This window comes from uncultured Butyricimonas sp., assembly GCF_959596855.1.
In the GTDB taxonomy this organism is placed as follows: Bacteria; Bacteroidota; Bacteroidia; order Bacteroidales; family Marinifilaceae; genus Butyricimonas; species Butyricimonas muris.
Genome location: NZ_CAUFYA010000010.1, coordinates 49,688 through 72,524, shown reverse-complemented (window position 1 = coordinate 72,524; position 22,837 = coordinate 49,688). Strand labels below are relative to the sequence as shown.

The 22,837-nt window shown below is 42.5% G+C and carries 16 protein-coding genes; all 16 read left to right on the top strand.

The genetic code is table 11. The features are described from left to right. The first annotated feature begins 25 nt into the window (after positions 1 to 25). Positions 26 to 1,183 (top strand): hypothetical protein, encoded by a 1,158-nt coding sequence (locus Q5866_RS06595; RefSeq protein WP_303179611.1) that lies wholly within the window; start codon positions 26 to 28, stop codon positions 1,181 to 1,183. A 35-nt stretch (positions 1,184 to 1,218) separates the two neighbouring features. Next, the gene (locus Q5866_RS06590; RefSeq protein ID WP_303179609.1) at positions 1,219 to 2,490 is read left to right on the top strand and encodes a thioredoxin domain-containing protein; all 1,272 of its coding nucleotides are present in this window, start codon (positions 1,219 to 1,221) and stop codon (positions 2,488 to 2,490) included. A gap of 16 nt (positions 2,491 to 2,506) precedes the next feature. Next, complete coding sequence (locus Q5866_RS06585) at positions 2,507 to 3,616, top strand: TlpA disulfide reductase family protein (protein WP_303179607.1); 1,110 nt, start codon at positions 2,507 to 2,509, stop codon at positions 3,614 to 3,616. A gap of 3 nt (positions 3,617 to 3,619) precedes the next feature. Next, positions 3,620 to 4,435, top strand: a complete 816-nt coding sequence (locus tag Q5866_RS06580; protein WP_303179605.1) for a hypothetical protein — start codon at positions 3,620 to 3,622, stop codon at positions 4,433 to 4,435. A gap of 28 nt (positions 4,436 to 4,463) precedes the next feature. Then, the gene (locus Q5866_RS06575; RefSeq protein ID WP_303179603.1) at positions 4,464 to 5,552 is read left to right on the top strand and encodes a TlpA disulfide reductase family protein; all 1,089 of its coding nucleotides are present in this window, start codon (positions 4,464 to 4,466) and stop codon (positions 5,550 to 5,552) included. A 6-nt stretch (positions 5,553 to 5,558) separates the two neighbouring features. Beyond that, positions 5,559 to 6,650 carry a TlpA disulfide reductase family protein gene (locus Q5866_RS06570; RefSeq protein WP_303179601.1) on the top strand — a complete coding sequence of 364 codons (1,092 nt, stop codon included), beginning with the start codon at positions 5,559 to 5,561 and terminating at the stop codon, positions 6,648 to 6,650. A 236-nt stretch (positions 6,651 to 6,886) separates the two neighbouring features. Next, a complete protein-coding gene (locus Q5866_RS06565) occupies positions 6,887 to 7,465 on the top strand; it encodes an RNA polymerase sigma factor (RefSeq protein WP_303179600.1) in 579 nt (192 codons plus the stop codon). Between the two features lie 93 nt (positions 7,466 to 7,558). Then, positions 7,559 to 8,746: a FecR family protein gene (locus Q5866_RS06560; RefSeq protein ID WP_303179598.1), complete on the top strand. Its 1,188-nt coding sequence runs from the start codon at positions 7,559 to 7,561 to the stop codon at positions 8,744 to 8,746. Positions 8,747 to 8,847: 101 nt separating this feature from the next. Continuing rightward, complete coding sequence (locus Q5866_RS06555; RefSeq protein WP_303179596.1) at positions 8,848 to 12,219, top strand: SusC/RagA family TonB-linked outer membrane protein; 3,372 nt, start codon at positions 8,848 to 8,850, stop codon at positions 12,217 to 12,219. A 12-nt stretch (positions 12,220 to 12,231) separates the two neighbouring features. Beyond that, complete coding sequence (locus Q5866_RS06550; RefSeq protein WP_303179594.1) at positions 12,232 to 13,770, top strand: RagB/SusD family nutrient uptake outer membrane protein; 1,539 nt, start codon at positions 12,232 to 12,234, stop codon at positions 13,768 to 13,770. Positions 13,771 to 13,788: 18 nt separating this feature from the next. After that, complete coding sequence (locus tag Q5866_RS06545) at positions 13,789 to 14,529, top strand: DUF4843 domain-containing protein (RefSeq protein ID WP_303179592.1); 741 nt, start codon at positions 13,789 to 13,791, stop codon at positions 14,527 to 14,529. Positions 14,530 to 14,547: 18 nt separating this feature from the next. Further along, positions 14,548 to 16,155: a PKD-like family lipoprotein gene (locus Q5866_RS06540; protein ID WP_303179590.1), complete on the top strand. Its 1,608-nt coding sequence runs from the start codon at positions 14,548 to 14,550 to the stop codon at positions 16,153 to 16,155. Positions 16,156 to 16,311: 156 nt separating this feature from the next. Next, positions 16,312 to 17,244 carry an ABC transporter ATP-binding protein gene (locus tag Q5866_RS06535; RefSeq protein WP_303179588.1) on the top strand — a complete coding sequence of 311 codons (933 nt, stop codon included), beginning with the start codon at positions 16,312 to 16,314 and terminating at the stop codon, positions 17,242 to 17,244. Between the two features lie 16 nt (positions 17,245 to 17,260). After that, entirely contained in the window at positions 17,261 to 19,561 is a 2,301-nt protein-coding gene (locus tag Q5866_RS06530) for a Gldg family protein (protein WP_303179586.1), read from the top strand. Between the two features lies 1 nt (position 19,562). Next, positions 19,563 to 21,866, top strand: coding sequence for a Gldg family protein (locus Q5866_RS06525; RefSeq protein WP_303179584.1), 2,304 nt, complete (start codon positions 19,563 to 19,565; stop codon positions 21,864 to 21,866). A gap of 39 nt (positions 21,867 to 21,905) precedes the next feature. Next, positions 21,906 to 22,826, top strand: coding sequence for an ABC transporter ATP-binding protein (locus tag Q5866_RS06520; RefSeq protein ID WP_099290343.1), 921 nt, complete (start codon positions 21,906 to 21,908; stop codon positions 22,824 to 22,826). Positions 22,827 to 22,837: the final 11 nt, after the last annotated feature.

Sequence of the window (22,837 nt, the reverse complement as noted above, 5' to 3'; positions counted from 1 at the left end):
ATTTACGATTTATGATTTTGGATTTATGATTATGAGGAAATTGGCGATAATAGCCGGGATGTGTCTGTTGGGGATGACTACATGGGCACAATCGACGAAACGTGTGTGTGACACGATACATTACGAGTTCGTGCAGAATAAGATCATTATTCCGGTGACGGTGAACGGGGTGGCAGTGAAATATATCGTGGACACGGGAGGGCAGACCGGAACGGATTGGGAGAACGTGCAGAAGATGGAAGGTGTTGCCACGGGAGCCTCGAATCCTATTTCCGATTTGAACGGGATGAAACAATTGTATCAGGTGGCGGAAGTGAAAGACGTGCAGTTGAGCCCGAATTATAAGTTGTCAAAGATGAAAACCATGGTTTTCCCCGTGGGCGGATTGTTTCAGGCGTTGGGGGTAGCCGGAATCCTTGGAGGAGATGCGTTTGCCCAGTCGGTGGTGACGTTTGATGCGAGGGAGCAAATTATGGTGATCAATTACCCGTATCGTCCCGAGCGTTTGAAAATCACGGATGGGGTGGAAATGTATGGAGGGACGACTCATCATTCAATCGTGAAAATGGAGCTAGGGGAAGTAGAAAAAGAAGTGTTGTTTGATACGGGTGCGGACGGCTTTTTGTTGTTGAATGCTGCTGTTTTTAAAGAGATAGAAGAGAATGGAAATGGGGAAAGAGTGGCACGAGGTTGCGGAATTAATGGAATAGGATTGGAAGGATTGTGCGACCCGGTGGAGATAGAGAAAGTCAACGTGAAAGAAATGATTGTTTTAGGGAAGAAATTCACGAATGTCGGGAGCGTGATTTCAGAACGTAACTCTACCCTTGTTGGGGTTGATTTGTTGAAATACGGGAAAGTGGTGATTGATTATATGCGGAATCGCTTGTATTTTTTCCCTTTCGATTCAGGAGCTTCGGATATGGGCGGTGCGCCTAAAACATGGAACGTGGGTATTTTGCCCGCTAACGAGCGTTTCGAGATTACCACGATATGGGATAGCATGAAAGATGTGGTGGCTTTGGGTGAGCAAGTGATTGATATTAACGGTACGGATATCACGGGATTCCCGATGAGTCAGCCGGTGATTGATGGCTTGATGAATGCTATCGTGGAGGATACTGCTTATATTATTGTGTTGCGGGACGGAAAGAAGGAAAAGATAGAGATTAGGAGGGAGTGATTTTATTTATGATTTTGGATTTACGATTTATGATTATGAGAAAATTAATGATGATATTGGGGTTGAGTTTGTTGAGTATAACGATATGGGCCCAATCGAAGAATACGTCCGTGGAGGTAAAGGATTACCGAGAGGTGGACGGAAAGATTATTTTGGAAATGGTGGTGAACGGGGTGATGGCTGATTTCGTTCTGGATTTGGCGGGGCATAATGCAATATTGCCGGAATACGTGGAAAAATTGAATATCGATGCGAACGTGAAGGGAGATTTCCGTTACGATACATTTCAATACAAACGGGTGCCGGTGGAGAAATCGGTAAATATAGAAACTATTTCCTTTGGGAATAGCGTGTTCGCTAACGGGGTTGCGGCATTTGTGTTGAAGGATGAACCATATTTGCGAAAATTGGGTGTCGCTGGTATTGTCGGGGGAACGTTGTTTCGGAATGTCGTGTTGACGATAGATTCGAGAAGAAAGAAAATCACGATGAGTAATCCTTATCGTCCTGCTTATATGAAATTGGACCATCGTTCTAATATAGAAGTGGTCACGGGTTCTGGGATAGTTTGTCCCGTGGAATTGGATGGGGTATCTTACTCTTTGTTGCTGGATACGTGGAGTGATGGAATGATTGTTTTGAACTCGGCTGATTTTGCCGGATTCAGCGGGAAGGACGGGAATGGAATGAAGAAAAGCGTCGGGTATGCCGGTACTGACGTGGCAGCCTCGAGTAAGATTGCCGGGAAGTGTCGTTTCGTGAAAAGCGATTTCACGGATGTGGCTGTTGTCGAGAACGAGTCTTTGCCTCGGTCCGTACTTGGAAACGGTATCTTGAAGCAAGGGTTGGTTTCCATTGATTACGGGAAACAGAAAGTGTATTTCCAACCGTTTGATTTGGCAGAGGTGAAAGATGAAGTGACGGGAAGCAATGAAGTAAAGGTGGAAGCCGGTAAATTGAACCCGATAACACGGGAGTATTTTTTGGAGCATGTTTACGATTACCGGAAGAGCAAGGAGTTTGTGTTCAAGGGAGATAAACCTGTCGTGATTGATTTCTGGGCAACTTGGTGCGGACCGTGTATGCGCTTGATTCCGGAGTTGGAAAAAATGGCGGAAAAGTATAAAGACCAAGTGATATTTCTGAAGGTGAATGCCGATAAAGAGAAGGAGTTGTGCGGTATGTTTAATGTTGTGGCGTTGCCTACATTGTTCTTTATTCCTGTCGGGGGAAAACCGATTATAGACGTAGGGGCGACTCCGGAAAAGTACGTGGAGATTATCGAGAACCAGTTGTTGAAGAAGTAGAATTAATTGATAGATTATGAGATTAATAGGAATTGTATTCTTGTTGTTCGTGTCTTTGAGCGGGATGGCACAGCAGGCCGAAACGTTGAAAGAATACGTGACGAAGAGATGGGAAGATTTCAAGGTGCCGGAAAAAGAGGCTGCTAAAGCGATTCTGGCTGAACGGGAACAAATAGCAAGATATATAAAAGCAAATGGCGCTTCCATGGAGGCAGTACAGGAGAACGGGGCTCAAGCTATTCGTCGGGTGGCTGATTTGTATGACGAGGGGAAAGATGCCCGGCTAAAGACTTCCGTGATTAAAAAAGTATTGAAAGGCGTTGACTTGTCATCCAAGGAATTCGTGAAATGTTCCGGTTTAGAGTTTGTCGTGGAGGATTATTACGGCTTGAAGGCAGTCATGGAAGGAGCCCCGGCAGAAGAGGCTTGGGGAAGTATGTGGTTTAATACCACGGTAGAAACGATAGGAAATGACTATGATTACCGGAGGTATCGTCAGATACTTGAATTGAATAACCCGGAGTTGTCATTGGCTTATTTGTCTTGTTTGAGGTCTGTTTTCAGGTATAACGGGTACACGAAGGGATTGGACGAGCTCCGTCCGTTGTTCGAGAAGAATATGCCGGAAGGGGATTTGAAGGATGAAATCAATAAATTGTACGAGGGGTACGAGCATCTGAAAGAGGGAAACGTTGCTCCGGCATTTACGCTGAAGGACTTTAAAGGGAAAGAACATTCTTTATCGGATTATAAAGGGAAGGTGTTAGTCATTGACGTGTGGGCTACGTGGTGCGGGGGATGTATTGCCAAGTTACCGACATATATGGCTATGAGTCAGAAGTATAAAGAACGGGATGATATTGAATTTATCACGATATCGATAGATGATAAAGGGGCTTTCAATAGTTGGAAGTATGCCTTGCCTCGTTTGAAGTTAATGGGAGTGACTAATTTATTGGCATCCAAGGGTGAGTGTACTTTCCAAAAAGATTATAACATAACAGGTATTCCCCGTTATTTTCTGATTGATAAGGAAGGGAAAATCGTATCGGTTTATGCCCCGACACCCGGAAAAGCTTTTGAAGCATTGATTGATAAGACATTGGAAAAATACGTAAGAGATTAGTGTATGAAAATAACTGTTTGGTGCGTGCTTTTGTGTATGCTGGCAACCGGGCAACGGGTAAATGCCCAGAGTAAGGTGACGGAACAACAAAAGAGTGAATACGCGAAAGGAAATCAGGACCCGAAGTTTTTAAAGGGGTATATTGATGCCTTGAAGGCTGACGGGCGGATAGACGAGTTGAATGATGCTGTCGATCGTTATCTGATGGTGCTCCCGTTGAATGAACGTTATTCGGGGGAAAACTTGCATTATTTTATAGAGGATATAAATAGTTTGAACGCGAAGTCTTTCACGGGTATTATTGAACATTGGAAAGATATTCCTCTGGCAGCGAATCAGGTGGAAGAGGTCGTGAAGAAGATTAATGACGTGTGTAAGACGACATTTTTTCAGACCTTTTTTCAAGAAGGGGACGCCAAGGGAATGCCGACCGTGGATTGTTCCTCGTTGCTGGCAGCTTTGAAAGGGTCGAAAATCCCGGTGCCGGAAACCCGTCGCCGATTGATAGAGATGTGGCAGAATTGGCGGGAGAAAAAGGTTGATAGTATGATTCATGCTTTTGAACAATTTGTTACCGCATACGCGAACGAGGATAAGGAGGGGGCTTTGCAACTTGACCTGATGTTGGACGGTGTTGTTTTAGGGGATATATTGAATTATATATTGGATGAATGTAATTTTGAGCAATGTTCGAAGATGTTTGAAATTATGGAGCATGCCATCGAGAAAAACGGGCGTACCGGACTCTGGGATTTGATAGGAAAGTCAAGAGATAATTTTGAGGGGAAGAAGATGATGTTGGAACTGGGAGAAGAATGATTACGGAGATATATTAAATGAACAAGATATGAGATTATTCATTGCTTTTTTAGTGGTTTGTTGTGTCGGATGTACACGATCATCACGTTACGCTTTTACCCTGAAAGGAGATCTGGACGGGATGAAATACGGGAAGGCTTTTTTGATAGCCCCCGGGGATAGTGCAAAGATTCTGTATACGGCAGAGATTGACGGCGGGAAGTTTGAAATCAAGGGTGAGTTGGACGAACCGGGGTCGTATATATTGAAGGTGAATCGCAGGCAGTTCTATTTTTTCATGGATGGAAAGAATATGGAAGTGACAGGCGATTATTCAAAGTTGGGAAATCGTAGCGTGAAAGGTTCTCCTGCCAATGATTTAAACGAGGAATACGATAAGATTGCTCAAGAACAATTCTATACCGTGAGAAACGCACTGATAAACGAGTACAAGGAGGCTTTGGACGCGGGGCAACAAAAGTTGGCGGACGAGAAGATGACGGAAGCGTTGAAAGCGGAAGAAATTCAATACCGTTTGACGAGAGAGTTTGTAGAGAAATACCCGGACAATATGTTTTCCGCTTATATCGCGGATAATGTAAAAGGGGAGAGCCACGAGAAGGGAAAGGCGTTGTACGACTTGCTCTCGGAAAGGAATAAATCGTCCTATTACGGGCGTTTGTTGAAGAAACACACGGATGAATTGGCGGTTTCGGCTTTGGGGGTTCCTTGTCCTAACTTCACGGCAACGGATGAGTTCGGGAATAAGGTATCTTTAGACTCCCAGAAAGGAAATATTCTGATATTGGATTTTTGGGCATCTTGGTGCGGACCGTGTCGGCAGGAGATGAAAAACCTGCGGGAGCAGTACGCTGAATTTAAAGACCAAGGGGTGCGTATCATGAGTATTTCTTTGGATGATTCCGTGGAAAAATGGAAAAAAGCTTGTGAAGAAGAGCAGATACCGTGGATTAGCGTGAGGGATGACAACGGGTGGTCGAAGTCAGAGATACGGAAATTGTTCGGGATACAGGCCATTCCTTTTATCGTGTTGTTGGATAAAGACGGGAATATCGTGGCAAAGAATATCCGTCGGAACAGTTTACGGGAGAAGATTGTCGAATTGTTGCAAAAATAGTAGGTTATGAAGACAAGAAATATTTTACTGGTTTGTATCATCTTGTGTAGTGCTTTTGGTAGTTATGCCCAACAGCAGAAATCGAAGGACGACGTTTTGTTTGAAAAGATACACGCCGTTTATAACCGTATCCCCGGTGGATTGGGTAAAGATGAACTTGTCCGGAAGGTGAATGATGCGGAAAGGGAGGTGCGGCAGGCTATGGATTCTCTTTCAGGTAAGGATGCCAAGCAGAAGGCGGAGTTGCTTTGTTATAACGGGATATTGTGGAGTCTGGGCGCGCAAGCTGTTGAGATGAAAGATAAGGTATTACAAAATGAAGTCGCGGAACGAGTGAAAGGGCTGGATTTGGATTCTCCGGTATTGGAGGTGTTGACAGACGTGGAGAGAACCAATTTGTTGAACGGGTATTTCCGTGTTTTTATGCCGGAATTGTCGGAATTGGCACGTGCTACTTATGTTTTGTATAATATCAAGAGTGAAGAGGTACGCAATCCATACGTGTTGTCCGCTTTGGTTTCCGAGTTGAAGCGACACGGCTACACGGATGAGGTGAAAGGTCTGATGGAGGATATAGAAATTTGTTCCAAGACCGAGTCAACCCGTCAGACGGCGTTGGAATTGAAGGAGAGGTATTATCCCGTGCGCGTGGGGGCTATGGCTCCGGATTTCGAAATGGAAGACGAGAACGGGAAAATGATAAAACTTTCGGATTTCAAGGGAAAAGCTGTGTTTATTGATGTCTGGGCGACTTGGTGCGGGGGATGCGTGGCAGGATTGCCCGCGTTTATAGAACTCGAAAAGCAATACAAGAATCGGGATGATATTGTATTTCTGACTATTTCCGACGACGGGGTGGAAGCAAAAGCCCGTTGGAAGAATTTTCTGCGAGAGAAAAAGTATTCCGGGATTATGCCGCATCTGATTATTAATAAAGGAAAGGATAATTTCACGGGGGATTATTGTATCACGGGTATTCCCCGGTATATCCTGATTGATAAAAGTGGAAAAATCGTGAATGCATGGCATGTCGGGGCGAATCACGAGTATTTCCCGTTCTTTTTCTCCATGGAACTGGAGGGGATGAATAGGGAATAGAGGATGTTTTTCGGGTAATTTCGGTGTAATTCTAAAGTAATCCTGTTTCAGCTTCTTTATCGTATAAGTGTATTATATGTGGTTTATAATTGGAACGAGGTTGTATTACTTTAGAATTCCTTTTGGATTACCCGAAAAATATCTTGTATTGAAAAAAGATGAATGATATGTGAATTTTGTTTGTTTTCTGATTTTTAATACATATTTTTGTTTTTACTTTATAGGTCATTTGTATTATGGAGAAGGCAAACAATAATAATGGCTCATTGTTAGAACGTCTACAACGGGGAGATGAGCAGGCTTTTCAAGTATTATTTGAAGAGTTTTATGCTTCCTTATGTTTGTTTGCAACTCATTACTTGGGAGATCGGGAGGAGGCGGCTGATGTTGTACAAGAAGCATTCTTGAAGTATTGGTATCGGCATACTGATTTCGATGATTTTCGAAGAATTAAGTCTTTTCTGTACGTGGTGGTACGCCATGCTTGTTTTAATTTACTTCGGAACAGAAATTTGCGTTTTCGTCTTTCGGATGAGTTGATTCGGGATTCGGAACAAGACTTCCAAAACCGGGTGATGGAGGAAGAGGTGCATCGTGTTTTTAATCGGGCAATAGATGCTCTACCAATGCAAATGCGGACGGTTATTAATTATTCCTTGGACGGGTTGAAAAATGCGGAGATTGCTGAAAAGATGCAAATAACCGAAGGTACCGTGCATGCTTATAAAAAAGAAGCTTACAAGAAGTTGAGAGTCAGTTTAAAAGAGTATTATTATCTATTGCCTGTTATTTTATTTCTCTCGAGTGAATGTTAATAAAGATTAAATATTTAAAGTCCAACACTCCCTAAAATAGGCTTTTTGTGTTCTAGTTGAAAATTACAGAAAAACGTATAACTGGAATACAATATGAATGACGATTTCTTTGATATAGCCGAGTTGGTTAGTAAATATCTAATGGGAGATTTGACTGTCACCGAACAGGTATATTTGGATGAATGGTTGAGTCTTGCAGAAGAGAATCAAGAGTGGTTCCGTTTGGTAACTAGTGACGAATTTGTAGTTCGTAAACGACAGGAATTAAAATTGATAGATGTGCAAGCCGGGTGGAGGGCTCTTTCTCGGAAACGAGCCCGAGAGCGTAAGCGATATTTGTGGATTGATTTCTTGAGATATGCTTGTATTTTTATCCTTGTAGTATCTCCGGTGATTTACTTTTTTATGCAACATACAAGGGAGTGCCTAGATATTAATGCTATGCGGGTGGAAATCCAGCCGGGTACTCCTAAAGCCATGTTGCATATGGCAGACGGTACTATCGTGGATTTAGCTACTCGTTCACGTGATACCTTAAAAGAGTTGGACGGTACGTTGATTGGTTTACACGGGGAGAGTATTGTTTATAAAAATACGGGTATGGCTGAAAATATAGATACGGTTGGCAAGGCAGATTTGTACAATGAGCTTGTCGTACCCCACGGAGGTGAGTTCGTGCTGACTCTTTCGGATGGAACTTTAGTATGCTTGAATGCGGGTTCCAAGTTAAGGTTCCCAGTAAGATTTAATGGGGATACAAGACATGTTGAATTGGAAGGTGAGGGATATTTTCAGGTAGTCCGGAACGAGAAAATGCCTTTTGTTGTAAGGGCTTCCGGTATGGATGTAGCCGTGTTGGGTACGGAATTTAATATATCTAGTTATCCGGAAAATGCAGAGGTCCAAGCGACTTTGATTAAAGGAGCTGTGAAAGTAATTAATTTGAAAGATGAAAATAGTTTTGTGTTGAAGCCGGGTGAACAAGCGGTGCTTGACAAGCAAAACGGAAAGATGACAGTGGCAGAAGTAGATGTCTCTTATGCCATAGCCTGGAAGGAAGGATGTCTTCGATTCCGGGATCGTCCCTTGAAGGAGATCATGGATTTTATTGCCCGTTGGTATGATGTTGACGTGGTGTATGAAGATGAAGAGGTGAAAGACTATCTTTTCGGGTGTAATTTTGATCGGCATGAAACGATTGAACTTTTGCTGGGATTCTTTGAGCGTACCGGGACGGTACATTTTAGAATCAAAGGTAGGAAAATTGTAGTAAGTAAATAAGTTGAATTACATAAAAATAGCGAAGAATATGCGACTATCCTTCGCTAGTTGATAAGCCTCTTGCCGGAGGCATAACTTAAACTTAAATTAATTTCAAAAGTATGAAAAAAAAACGTAGGTGTACTCATTTATGGGTGACAAAAGTGAAAAATTTGTTGCTTGGTGTGCAAGTAGCAGTTTGCTTATTCCTATCAGGAGGTCGAGTTGCACAAGCAATGACGGATGAGCCGTTGATTAATCTTTCGATGAAAGATGTGTCGGTAAAGGATGTCATTTGGGCAATCGAGAAACAGTCGAAGCTGGTGTTCGTGTATAACACGAGAGATTTGGATCAAGCGGGTAAAATTGATGTAGAAATCAAGGACAAAACGGTGCGAGAGGCTCTTGATATTTGTTTGAAAGGCACGGGACTGGAGTATGAAATACAACAGAATACAGTGATCGTTAAACGTAAACAGGAGAAAGCCCCGGAGATAGAGAAACTTGTGGTCAAAGGAAAGGTGGTTGACCGGGATAGCGTTCCTTTGCCGGGGGTAACAATTGTTTTGAAAGGAACTGCTTTGGGCGTTGTTTCTGATAAGGATGGAAAATTTAACTTCGAGATCCCGAAGATGGAACATCCGGTACTTGTTTTTTCGTTTGTCGGGATGCAGACACAGGAACATCAATATACGGGTAAGTCGGAGATTCGGATCGTGATGGTCGAGGATGTAAAAAGTATGGAAGAGGTAGTGGTGACCGGAATCTTTACCCGGAAAGCAGAAAGTTTTACCGGGGCGGCAAAAACATTCCGAAAAGATGAGTTGAAACGGGTAGGGAATACCAATATATTTCAAAGTTTGAAAAACTTGGACCCCTCTCTTAAAATTCTGGACAATAGAACAATGGGCTCCGACCCGAATACTTTGCCGGATATGAGGTTGCGAGGAACTTCATCTTTTCCGGCAGAAGGGAGTGATATTAATCTGAAAGGGAATTATCAGTCGCAGCCCAATCAGCCTTTGTTTATTTTGGATGGTTTTGAAACAACAGTGGAAACCGTGTTTGATTTGGATATGAACCGTGTCGAGAGTATTACGATATTGAAAGATGCTGCTTCTAAAGCAATTTACGGTTCAAAAGCCGCTAATGGAGTGGTGGTTATTGAAACGGTAGGGCTCGGAGTGGAAGGTGTGCGGGTAACTTACACGGGGAATCTGGATTTGGAAATGCCCGATCTGACCAGTTATAATTTGTGTAATGCGGCAGAGAAACTGGAAGCCGAGAGGCTTGAAGGGAGTGTATACAGTGATACGTATAACGGGATGAGCAAGTATTACGAACGATTGAAACTCGTTATGGACGGTTTGGACGAGTATTGGTTGTCTAAACCTTTGCGTGTCGGGGTTGGACAGAAGCATGCGCTCACGTTTGAAATGGGGAATAAGGAGATGAAAACGCTTTTCAACGTGGCGTATAGTAATGTGGAAGGTGTCATGAAAGAATCCTATCGCAATACTTTCTCGGGAACGGCACAAATATCTTATCGTAAATCGAATTTTTTGTTCCGGGATATAGCCACCATTATCCGAAATAAAACACAGGATTCACCTTACGGTACTTTCAGTGAGTACGCGAAGGCTAATCCTTATTCCCCGGCATATGATGAAAAGGGTGAACCGATGGAATATTATGCACGGGGTACTTATTCGGAAAAGTCACCTTTGTATAATGCTAAGACGAATACGAAAGATCGGACTTCTTATTTGAGTTTCACGAATAATTTCTATATCGAGTGGACGATTGTTGAATGGCTGAAAGCGACGGGACGTGTAAGTTTTACGACAAAACGAAGTGATGCGGACGAGTATTATCCTTACAATCATACCAGTCAAAACAATTATAGTCGGGACGTGTATTACAAGAGGGGTGCTTATACCCTGAACACGGGAAAAAGCAACTCGGTATCGAGTGATATTTATTTGAATTTTTCGAGAACATGGGGAAAGCATACTTTGTTTGCCAACGCGGGATGGAATATTTCGGAGAGTGAGTATATGGAGATTATAAACGAGGCGCAGGGATACAAGACAGACAGTATGGACGAGTATATCTTCGGGATGATGTATAAAGAAGACGGTAAACCTTCCGGTAGTAGTTCTAAAAACAGGAATGTCGGGGTGTTGGGAGTTTTTGCCTATACTTATGACGATCGATTTTTATTGGATGCCACTTTGCGTGGAAGTGCGGCGTCTGTGTTCGGGACTGATAATCCTTGGGCTACTTTCTGGAGTGTCGGGTTAGGCTGGAACCTGCATAACGAGAAGTTTGTTCGGGATTGGGGTTTTCTGGAGCAATTTAAAGTAAGAGGTTCTATCGGTTACACGGGTAACCAGAATTTCCAGTCCAATAAGGCGGTGGCAACTTATAAATATTATATGAAGGAAAATTACAATTACTATTGGAGTGGGGCTTATTTGAGTAATATGGAGAATCCGGCGCTTCAATGGGAGTTGAAAAAAGATTATAACGTGGGGCTTGATTTGAGAATAAAGGGTGTTACGCTGACTTTTGATTGGTATACTTCCAACACGGAAAATCTAGTATCACAGATCACGATCCCTGCCTCAACCGGATTTACTTCTGTCAGCGAGAACCTTGGGTTGGTGCAGAACCGGGGTGTGGAGATTTCATTGGGTGTTAATGTTATCAATCGCAGGAATTTCTTTTTGAACGTGAATGGTAATATAACCACGAATAATAATAAATTGAAGAAGTTGTCGGATGCGATGAAGACGTTCAACGAGAATCAGATGGCATTGGCTGCAAAGAAGGATCAGGTTGCACCGGTGGTGATGTATTATGATGGGATGCACATGAATACGATCTGGGCTGTACCTTCTTTGGGTATTGATCCGTCAGACGGTTACGAAATTTATTTGAACCGGGACGGACAGATGACAAAACAATGGAAAGCTGAAGACATGGTTGCTGCCGGAGTCGCAGATTCTAAATATAACGGTAATTTCGGTTTGAACGGTGAGTATAAGGGGATTGGTTTGAGTGTTGTGTTCACTTTTCTCGGTGGTGGAGAACTTTATAATCAAACGCTGGTAGATAGAGTTGAAAATGTCAATATTACTTATAATGTGGATAAACGGGTTTTATCGGGGAGATGGAAACAACGGGGAGATCAAACACAATTCCGAAGGATTAAGAATTTAGGTGATACATATATCATGGGAAATATGCAGGAATCGGATTATACGCGAGCTACGACTCGTTTCGTGCAGAAGGATAACGAGTTGAATTTGTCTGCATTGAGCGTGTATTACGATTTCCCGCGTGCATGGATGAAGCATATCGGGTTCGAGAGAGTAAGATTACAAGCCAATATGAATGATGTTTACAAATGGTCATCGATTAAGATCGAACGGGGGACATCCTATCCGTTTGCTCGGACGTTGAGTTTTTCTTTAACAGCAACTTTTTAACGGGTAACCTTTATGAAAACGAGATTATTAATTTTATTGACAGTGTTCAGCCTTGTCTTTATTTCTTGCGAGGACTGGTTGAAAGTAGATTCCTCAACGGAAGTATCACAGGATGATATGTTTTCTTCGGACGAGGGTTTCCATGCAGCATTGACGGGCGTGTATATCGGGATGACTTCGAAGGATTTGTACGGTATGCATTTGAGTTGGCATATGCTGGATTATTTGGCACATTATTATTGTATGATTTCGGGAAGTAATGATATATACCTGCATAGCCATCAATACAAGAATGCCCGTGTGTACCCGTATGTTAAAAATACGTGGAACGGTTTGTACAATTTGATAGCGAATTGTAATAATATTTTAGCTAAGTTGGAAGAGCATAAATCGGAGTTAGACCCGGTAAATTATCAGTTGGTAAAAGGTGAAGCCTTGACATTGAGAGCCTTTTTCCATTTCGATTTGATGCGGATGTTCGGGTACGGCAATTTGAGGAATCGAGATGTGTCTTCCAAGATGGCCATCCCGTACGTGACTACATTTAGTAAAGATATTACGCCTCAGTTGTCTTATGCTGAAACGTTTAAGTTATTGAAAAATGATTTGCTGGAAGCTATTGAGTTACTTTACGGGGAAGACGGGAAAAATTGTTACCGGATTACAGGGGATGATGTTTTTTTTGATAACGGTCCGAATGGGGGTGACTATGGTTTCTTTAATTATTTTAGCTATGAAGATTCTCCCCGGGTGGATTATTACGTGGCAAAGGCACTTTTGGCTCGTGTTTACATGTGGGAAGGAACAGACGAGGGGTATGCCAAAGCCGTGGAGATTGCCGAAGAATGGTTCCTGACGGAAGATGATTCGGGACAGGATTGTTGGGACTGGGTGAGCCGTTCCCGGGTGACGAATTCAAATGTGCTTTATCGGGACAGAACGTTTTCACAGGAACATATCTGGCATCTTGCCGTGAGAAAGTTGAACGATATTATGGGGCAATGGTTGGACGCATCGAACCCGAATGCGACATATGAACGAGTGTTTTTGACTGAGAGTGTAGCATTTACTATTTTTGAAGTGGGGCAAGGAAATGATGTTGGCGTGGATGATTATCGTTATTCTTATTTATTACAACCCCAGGGATCCGGTTTGAATAATTACGCTACGTTGAAGTTGGATCAATGTGATGGGGAAACGAATTATGGGGAAATAATACCTCTGATTAGCACTCCGGAAATGTATTATATATGTGCCGAGGTATATGCGGAACAAGGCAATTTGAAAAAAGCTATTGGTTATTTAAATGAGGTACGTCAGGCACGGGGGATTACGCGGGATCTGGATGAAAATTTGAGTTATCTGGAGGTGAAAGATGAAATACTGAAAGAGTACCGGAAAGAGTTCGTGAGTTTGGGGCAACTTTTCTATTTCTATAAACGCTGGGGTGTGGAGAACGTTGTCGGGTATGCCAATCCGATGGGTGATCCCGAGTATGTTTTGCCTTATCCCGATGAAGAGGTAATATCAGGAAATAGAGTACAGTTTTAACATTAAAAACGTATAATCATGAAATATTTGATAAAACAATATTTTGTCTTGTTTGTTATCATGTGCGTGGGGATATATGGATGTTCCGACAGTGATATCATGCATTACGAGGGAGGGAATGCCTTGCATTTTATGAAACTTCGACAGGGGTTGTCGTTTATGACGAACATGGAAGCCGAGAAGGATACGATGTTTATTAAAGTATTGCTCGTGGGGAATCCCGTGAATGTGGAACGGGAGTTCGCCGTGGAGGTTGTGAGTGATTCCAACACGACAGCAACATCCGACCAATATCGCATCGTGAAGGCGACCGTGCCGGCAAATGATACTATTGGTACTCTCGCTCTGGAAGTGTGTAATCCGGAATTTTTAAATATAGAGGAGTCGACGTTAAAGTTGAAATTAGCTGTGAAAGATAACGAGTATTTTAAAGCCGGGGGCTGGTTGAATTATATCACGATCCAATTGACTTGGACCACGGATTTAGTACAACCTGAAACGTGGAATGCGATGCGTTATTTCTTTACATCGAAATATTCTTCTAATGTTTATCGGGCTATTATAGCGTCTACGGGTTTGACGGAATTCTGGTATTATGATCCCGATCCGGAAACGGGTTACCGGTTAGATCAATACGAAGGATGGGTGTATGGGAAAAAATTTGCAGATTGGGTTCGGGAATATAATCGAACGCATGACGACGTGTATCGCCATGATGATGGTGCATATAAAGGTGAGGAAATTGTACCTATATATTAATCTGAAAAATAGATGGATATGAAAAGATATTTATTATATATGCTGTTGATTCTTTGGAATGTGAGTTTCTTTACAGCGTGTTTTGATGATAAAAGCACGAATGCCGATCATCCGATTCCGGATATCGTGATAGATACTACAGGAATACCGGAAACATTTAAAGTCGTGCAAAATGGTCGTTTGAGTATTCAACCGAAAGTAACGCGGGATAATGGGGATAATTCTGATTTGTCATATAAATGGATGTTGAATACTATTGCGGATGATAATCCGAATTCGGGTGCAAAATCTCATTATATATGTATAGGGGAGAATGAAGCTCTGGATACAACCATATTTTTAACACCTAACGAAACGTCTTATTTTTTGTGGTACCAGGTTACGGATAATAAAACGCAGTATCGGCGGGATATCTTGTGGAACGTACTCGTGCAATCAGCTTATAACGAGGGAATATTAATCGTGGAAACGAAAGACGGGAGAAATACGGATTTCTCTTTGATCGAGGGAAAACAATTTACTGAGGGGTGGACTGTTGCGGATAGAATCAGTCATGGTTTATACAGTTCCGTAAACGGTAGTACCATGGAAGGTTTGGTTAAACAAGTGTGTCATTCGTATAATTCAAATGCCCAGGTAAAATCAAAACGGTTTTATTGTATCGGGGATGATTTTTATACATTAGTGGATGGTTTGGAATATGAGCTTGTAGGACGGAATTTTGAGGTGATTTATGATAATACGCTCTCTATAAAACCGAATCAGATATTTTATTGTAACTCTAATGTGGTTTTGGTAAATGATGGAAATATTTATCCTTTTTCGGCTGGTTTAGCGCGGGATTATCCGAATATTCAGATCCCGATGAAGTATGCGGTGCAAGAGGGAGAAACACAAGTAATGAAAATTTCCAAAGTGGATAAATGTGTGGCATTTACGCACCAGTCTACTAGTTCCACTACGGCTTGGGGGGTGTGGTATGATAAGGAGAATGGTCGTTTCTTGTGCCAGAATAGTGCTCCTTATGTAAAAAGTAATATAAGGACTTTAGTATCCGATACGGAAAAACCTTTTGACCCAAACAATGTACCGGGATTGGAAACCATGTATGCTGCCACCGGAATAGATGACAATTTCGTTATGGTGATGAGAAATACGACCACGGGTGCTTATCAAATTTACGTGATCGAGCGAACTACTTCCAAGGCAAAATATCTTTATGATGTTCCGGGAAAGGAGATAGATAATGCCGTTGGTTATGTGGTGAGTGAAAATGGAAACGTGGTGTATTTTGCCACATCGACACAGGTTTACGCTATTGTGTTGGGAGGTGTGTCACCCAAAGTAAATCTGCTTTACACGATAACTTCCGGGGAAATTACTCATTTCTCGATGTTCCGGCAGGCATGGTACTTGATGAATCCTCGGTTATATGTTTCCGGGGTTGGGTATAAAACGCCGATAGATACGCATGAGCATTTGTTGTTGACGGGAGTGTGGGACGGTAACGAAGGGACGCTTTACACGATTCCAATCGTGAGTACCAGTGGCGGAACGATAGATGTGAATGGTCTCAAACCTTATACTGGATTTGGAAAGATTTTAACGGTTGTTTCTCAACAGTAGAATTTGTAGTGTGTTTGGTTTAGATTGAATTCCCGTCGGTTGACGGAAGGGGTTTTTGGAATTTTCCGAAAGACCGGCGGGATTCTTTATTTTATACTCGTACCGGGTATGACCGGTATGATAGGGATGTATTGTGTTTGTGAATTACTAAAAATTATGGAAAAAGCAATTGTAAAAGTAGAACATTTATCCCATCGCTATAGTGCGCAGTGGGCAATTCGGGACATTAATTTCGAAATTAATCAAAAGGGTGTAGTCGGGCTGTTAGGCTCTAACGGTGCAGGAAAATCGACCACGATGAATATTATTTGTGGCGTGTTGAATCAGACGGAAGGAGAGGTGTATATTAACGGAATCAGCTTGAGTGAACATCCGGTAGAGGCGAAACAAAATATTGGTTTCTTGCCGCAAAAGCCGCCTTTGTACGGGGATCTGAATGTTGATGAATATTTGACGTATTGTGCTAATTTGAGGTTAATGGACGAAAAGCAGGTAAAGACAGCCGTGGAAGAAGCGAAACGAAGATGCGGGATCGCTCATTTTAGTCATCGTTTGATACGTAATTTATCCGGAGGGTATCAGCAACGCGTGGGAATAGCACAGGCTATCGTGCATAATCCTGCCTTTGTTGTGTTGGATGAACCCACGAATGGGTTGGACCCGAATCAGATTGTCGAGATCCGTGAGTTGGTTAAAGAGATAGCGAAAGACCGTTCTGTTTTATTGTCCACGCATATTCTTTCTGAAGTACAGGCGACTTGTGATTATATCCGCATGATTGAGAACGGGCAAGTCGTGTTCAGCGGAACAATAGATGAATTTGATAATTATATCGAACCCGATACGTTTGTGGCAGAGTTTGAAAACAAGCCTATCGTGGAAGAATTAGCTCGAGTGCGGGGAATAATTCGGGTAATTCCATTGACAGAGAGCAGATTCCGGTTCCGTTTTGAAGGGGGACGTGATGTGATGCAGCGGGTAATTGAAACAAGCGTGGCTAATGGATGGGGATTGAGTGAGATTACCTTGGAGAAGATTTCTTTAGACGAGATTTTTGCCCAGCTTTCCGGGAAAAGAGAAAATAAATAATTTAGAAAGGAAGCGTATGAAAGTAATATTTAAAATAGCCAAGTCGGAATTGAGTATGTTGTTTTATTCTCCAGTGGCTTGGTTGATTCTGGTGATTTTTACTTTTCAGGCCAGTATGGCTTTTTCCAATTTGTTTAGTGATCTGGTGGTAGATCAGGCTATCGGGAATCGCCTTTGGGATGTGACGGAAAAAGTGTTTTCCAGTTATCGTGGGCTTTTGTCCCAAGTGCAACAATACTTGTATCTTTATATTCCTTTGTTGACGATGGGGTTGATGAGTAAGGAACGTAATAACGGGTCTATTAAACTTTTGTTTTCTTCCCCGATCACGAATACCCAGATAATTCTCGGGAAGTATTTTGCCATAATGATTTATGCCTTGGTATTGATTGCAATTTTGTTCGTGTATGCCATTTTCGGGATGTGTACGATAAAGGATATGGATGTGCCCTACGTTTTATCCGGTTTATTTGGGCTTTATTTGTTGACTTGCGCTTATGCCGCTATTGGGCTGTTTATGTCGAACCTGACTTCTTACCAGGTTGTGGCGGCAATGTGTACGTTGGGGTTATTAGCCGTTTTGAATTTTATCGGAGGGGTTGGACAAGATATTCCTTTCTTGCGGGATGTAACGTATTGGTTGTCTATTCGGGGACGTTCCAATGAATTGATCGGCGGTCTGATCTGTAGTGAAGACGTGCTGTACTTTATCATTGTCGTGGTTCTTTTCTTGATGCTTTCTATATTAAAATTGAGAGGGGAGCGGAAAAAGACTTCCCGGAAGGTTGCTATCAGTCGTTATTTCGGGGTGGTTATGCTTGCCGTGTTTTTAGGATATTTATCTTCGCTTCCGGCATTTATGGGCTTTTATGATGCGACGGTTACAAAACAGAGAACGTTGACTCCTAATAGCCAGGATGTGATGAGACAATTGAAAGGAGGATTGAAAATAACGACTTATGTCAATTTGCTGGAACCAAATTATGCGACAGGGTTGCCGCAAAATATAAACAACGATAAACGGCTTTTCCGACAATATTTTCGTTTTAAACCCGAAATGAAGATGAAGTATGTTTATTATTACGATAAAACGAAAAATGAGTCTTTGGATCAACGTTATCCTTTATTGAGTGACCGGGAAAGAGCGCAAGAGATTGCGAATGGGTTGGAGTTGAATTTTAAGATGTTTTTATCCCCGGAGGAAATAAAAAAACAGGTTGATTTGTCCGAAGAACGGAATCGTTTTGTCCGTCTTATAGAACATGAAAACGGACAGAAATCTTTTTTACGGATATTTGACGATATGTCACGCCAACCGAGAGAGAAGGAGATTACTGCCGCCATGAAACGTATGGTGGTTCCGGCGATGCAGGTGGCATTTCTCAGCGGTCACGGGGAAAGGGATATTGACCGGAAAGGTGACCGGGGATATTATGTGATTTCACAGGATATTACTTATCGGGAAGCGTTGATTAATAATGGTTTCGATAGTTATAAATTGTTTTTGAATGACGGGCAGAAGATTCCGGAGAACACGGGTATTCTGATTATTGCAGACGTGAGGCAACCCTTTGAGCAAGGGGAATTGGATGAGATCCAGCGTTATATCGATAGGGGGGGGAATTTGATTATAGCCGGGGAGCCTGATAAACAGGAAATCATGAATCCTTTGCTATCTTCTCTGGGAGTACGGTTTATGCCGGGACGGTTGGTACAGGAGAGTGAGGATTTCACCCAGAATCTGGTTTTCGGGAAAATTACCCGGGAGGCAGCGGATATATATTCCCGATTCCGTTGGATGTTGCGCTGGAATTACCGGGTGCCGATGCCTGATGTCGTAGGTTTGGAATACTCTACGGATGCTGGTTTTGACGTGATGCCGATATTGGAAACGGATTCAACCGGGTGTTGGAATGAGTTGGAAACGACTGATTTCTCGGAAGGTAAAGCGGTTCTCCATACAGAAGCGGGAGAGAAGGAGCAAACGTATGCTTTGGCTCTTGCGTTGAGCCGGAAAGTAGGAGAAAAGGAACAACGGATATTCGTTATGGGAGATGCAGATTGCTTTAGTAACGGAGAATTTTTCATGAAGCGGAGAGGTGTGAACACGGAGAATCAAATTTTACCGAATTATGTGTTCTTTTGGTTATCCGGTGGAGAATATCCGATAGATACAACTCGTCCCAATTCTCCGGATACGAAAATTTATATGGGATTGGAGGGAATCACTTGGATGAATATCGGACTCATGGGATTGTTCCCGCTTGCGTTGGCAGTTTGTGGTATTGTAATATGGGCAAAAAGAAGGAGAAAATAATATGAAAACAATCTATAAAATAGCGAAGAACGAGCTGAGTATGCTGTTCTGTTCGCCGATAGCTTGGTTGATACTTGTGATCTTTATTTTTCAAGTCGGCATGGAGTATGCGGATGTGTTGACCTCGGACTTGCGGGCTAAGGCTACCGGGTATAGTTTGATGGATGAAACAGCCAGTGTATTTTCTGGTATATGGGGGTTGTATTCTAGGGTACAAGGCTATCTTTACTTGTATATTCCTTTACTGACGATGGGTATTATGAGCCGTGAATTTAGCACGGGGTCAATAAAATTGTTGTTTTCTTCGCCTATCACGAATAAACAGATTGTATTGGGAAAGTTTTATGCCTTGATGGTTTATGCTTTATTTTTGATCGGGGGATTGATATTAACGGTACTTTTCAGTTGTATTATTATAAAATCGATTGATTTTCCGTTGGTATTATCCGGGTTGTTAGGATTGTATTTGTTGACTTGTGCCTATATTGCCATTGGGCTTTTCATGTCGAGCTTGACATCTTATCAGGTTGTTGCGGCGATGGGAACGCTTGCTGTGCTCGCTGTGTTGAATTTTATAGGTGGGGTAGGACAGGATATTGCATTGGTGCGGGATATTACCTATTGGTTGTCTATTTCCGGACGTTCAAGGGAAATGATTAACGGTTTGATATGTAGTGAGGATGTTTTATATTTTCTGATCGTGATCGTGTTGTTTATCATGTTGACAATTCTACGATTGCGTTTTGACCGGAAAAAAGGTTCTCACGCCATGCGTGTCGGATGGTATACATTGGTGGTCGGTGGTGCTATGTTACTGGGATACGTGAGTTCTCGTCCGGCTTGTATGACATACTATGATACAACGGCGATGAAGTCGCAGACTTTGACCCCGAATAGTCAGGCGGTTATGGAGAAAATGAAAGGGGGATTAACGATCACGACTTACGTGAATTTGTTAGATGATAATTATTGGAATGCTTTGCCCCGTTCCGTGAATGACGATTTCAAACGATTTAAGCAATACGTGCGGTTTAAGCCGGAGATAAAGATGAAATACGTTTATTATTACGATAAAACAGATAATCCGACTTTAGATAAACGTTTTCCGGGATTAAGCGATAAGGAACGGGCACAGGAGATTGCCAAAGGAATTAGAATGAAGTTTGATAGATTATTATCACCGGAAGAGGTACGGAAACAGGTGGATTTGTCTTCAGAAGGAAACCGTTTCGTGAGGTTGATAGAAAGAGAGAACGGGCAAAAGACCTTCTTGCGGATTTTTAATGATATGTCAAAACATCCTTCCGAAAGCGAGATTACTGCCGCCTTAAAAAGGTTAGTTGAAGTTTCTCCCAAGGTTGCTTTTTTGATTGGTCATGGCGAACGGGATATTTACCGGGGGGGAGATGCCGATTATTCTACTTTCACGAAAAATCCGGCATTCCGTCACGCGTTGATCAATCAAGGGTTTGACACGGAATCTCTTTCTTTAGCAGATGGCAGAACGATACCCGAGGAGATCAGTATATTGGTTATAGCTGATCCACGGGAAAAATTGACCGAATGGGAAAAGAGCGAAATTAACCGTTATATTGCTTCTGGACGGCATTTGTTAATTGCGGCTAAACCGGGTAGACAAGCGATACTGAATGAAATAACGGAATCGCTTGGTGTTCATTTTACGGACGGCATTTTGGTTCATCCCAGTGAAGATTTTGCACCGGATTTAATACAGGGACGTTTTACTCTTGATGCAGAGAGTTTTTCCGGTAATTTAGCTTATTTGAGCCGGAATAATTATAAAATTACCGCTCCGGGGACGGCGGGGATTGTTTGTCGTCTGCCAGAAGGTTTCGGAATGCTTCCTTTGGTATCGACCGATAGTGTCGGGAGTTGGAATGAAAAAGAAACAACCGATTTCGTGAATGAGGTTCTTGAATTCAGTCCGGAAAAGGGAGATGAGGAATGGAATGGACAACCCATTGTGTTAGCCATGGGGCGCCATATCGGAGGAAAGGAACAGAAAATCATGATATTGGGGAATGCGGATTGTTTGAGTAATGGGGAACTGGTAAGATCAAGAAAAGACGTGAAGTCCGCTAATTTTAATTTGATCCTTGAAACGTTCCGGTGGTTCACGAACGGGGAGTACCCTGTTAATACGAACCGCTCTTACGGAGCGGACAATGATCTTCGCATGGAATACAAGGATTTGATCTGGGTAAAGGTCGGTTTTATGGGAGTATTGCCTTTGTTGCTGGTAGCGGCGGGGATTGTCGTTTGGCTCAGACGTCGGGAAAAATAAAGAAGTATAAGGGATGTATCATATAAATCATGTAAATTTATGAAAGAACCAATCGTGAAAGTCGAGAATCTATCTCATCGCTACAGTATTCAGTGGGCTATACGAGATATAAATTTTGAGATAAATCACCACGGGGTATATGGTTTGCTTGGGTCAAACGGGGCGGGTAAATCAACCACCATGAATATCATGTGTGGTGTGTTGAAACAGACTAGCGGAAATGTTTTCATCAAAGGTATCGATTTGCGGAAAGATCCCGTGAAAGCTAAAATGCACGTGGGATTCCTTCCGCAGCAACCGCCTTTGCACACCGATCTAACCGTGGAAGAATATCTGGTGCATTGTGCTTTCTTGCGTCGTCTGTCAGGAAAAGAGGTTGATCATGCCGTGCGGGAGGTCATGGGGAAATGTGGTATCTCCCACTTTAGACGTCGTTTGGTGCGTAACCTTTCCGGGGGATATCAGCAACGTCTTGGAATAGCTCAGGCAATCATTCATAATCCGGATTTTGTCGTGTTGGATGAGCCTACGAATGGGTTGGACCCGAACCAGATTGTGGAGATCCGTCACTTGGTGAAGGAGATTGCGCAAGATCGAACTGTGGTACTGTCGACACATATCTTGCCGGAAGTGCAGGCGACCTGCGATTATATTCAGATGATCGAGGAGGGGCAGATGGTATTTAGCGGAACGGTTGACGATTTTGATAACTATATTACTCCGAATTCTTTGATTGTGTCTTTGGTTGCTCCTCCGGTTTTGGATGAATTGAAGAATATTCCGGGTATTTGTGGGGCGGAAGAGTTAGGAGGACATCGTTTCCGGCTTCAGTTTATTGATGCGCAGGATATTACTGAACGAGTCGTAGAAACCAGTATGGCAAGAGGATGGCGATTGACGGAGATCAATATCGAACGTAGTTCCTTGAATGCCATATTTGCCGAGTTATCCAAAAAGTAGAACTTATAAGA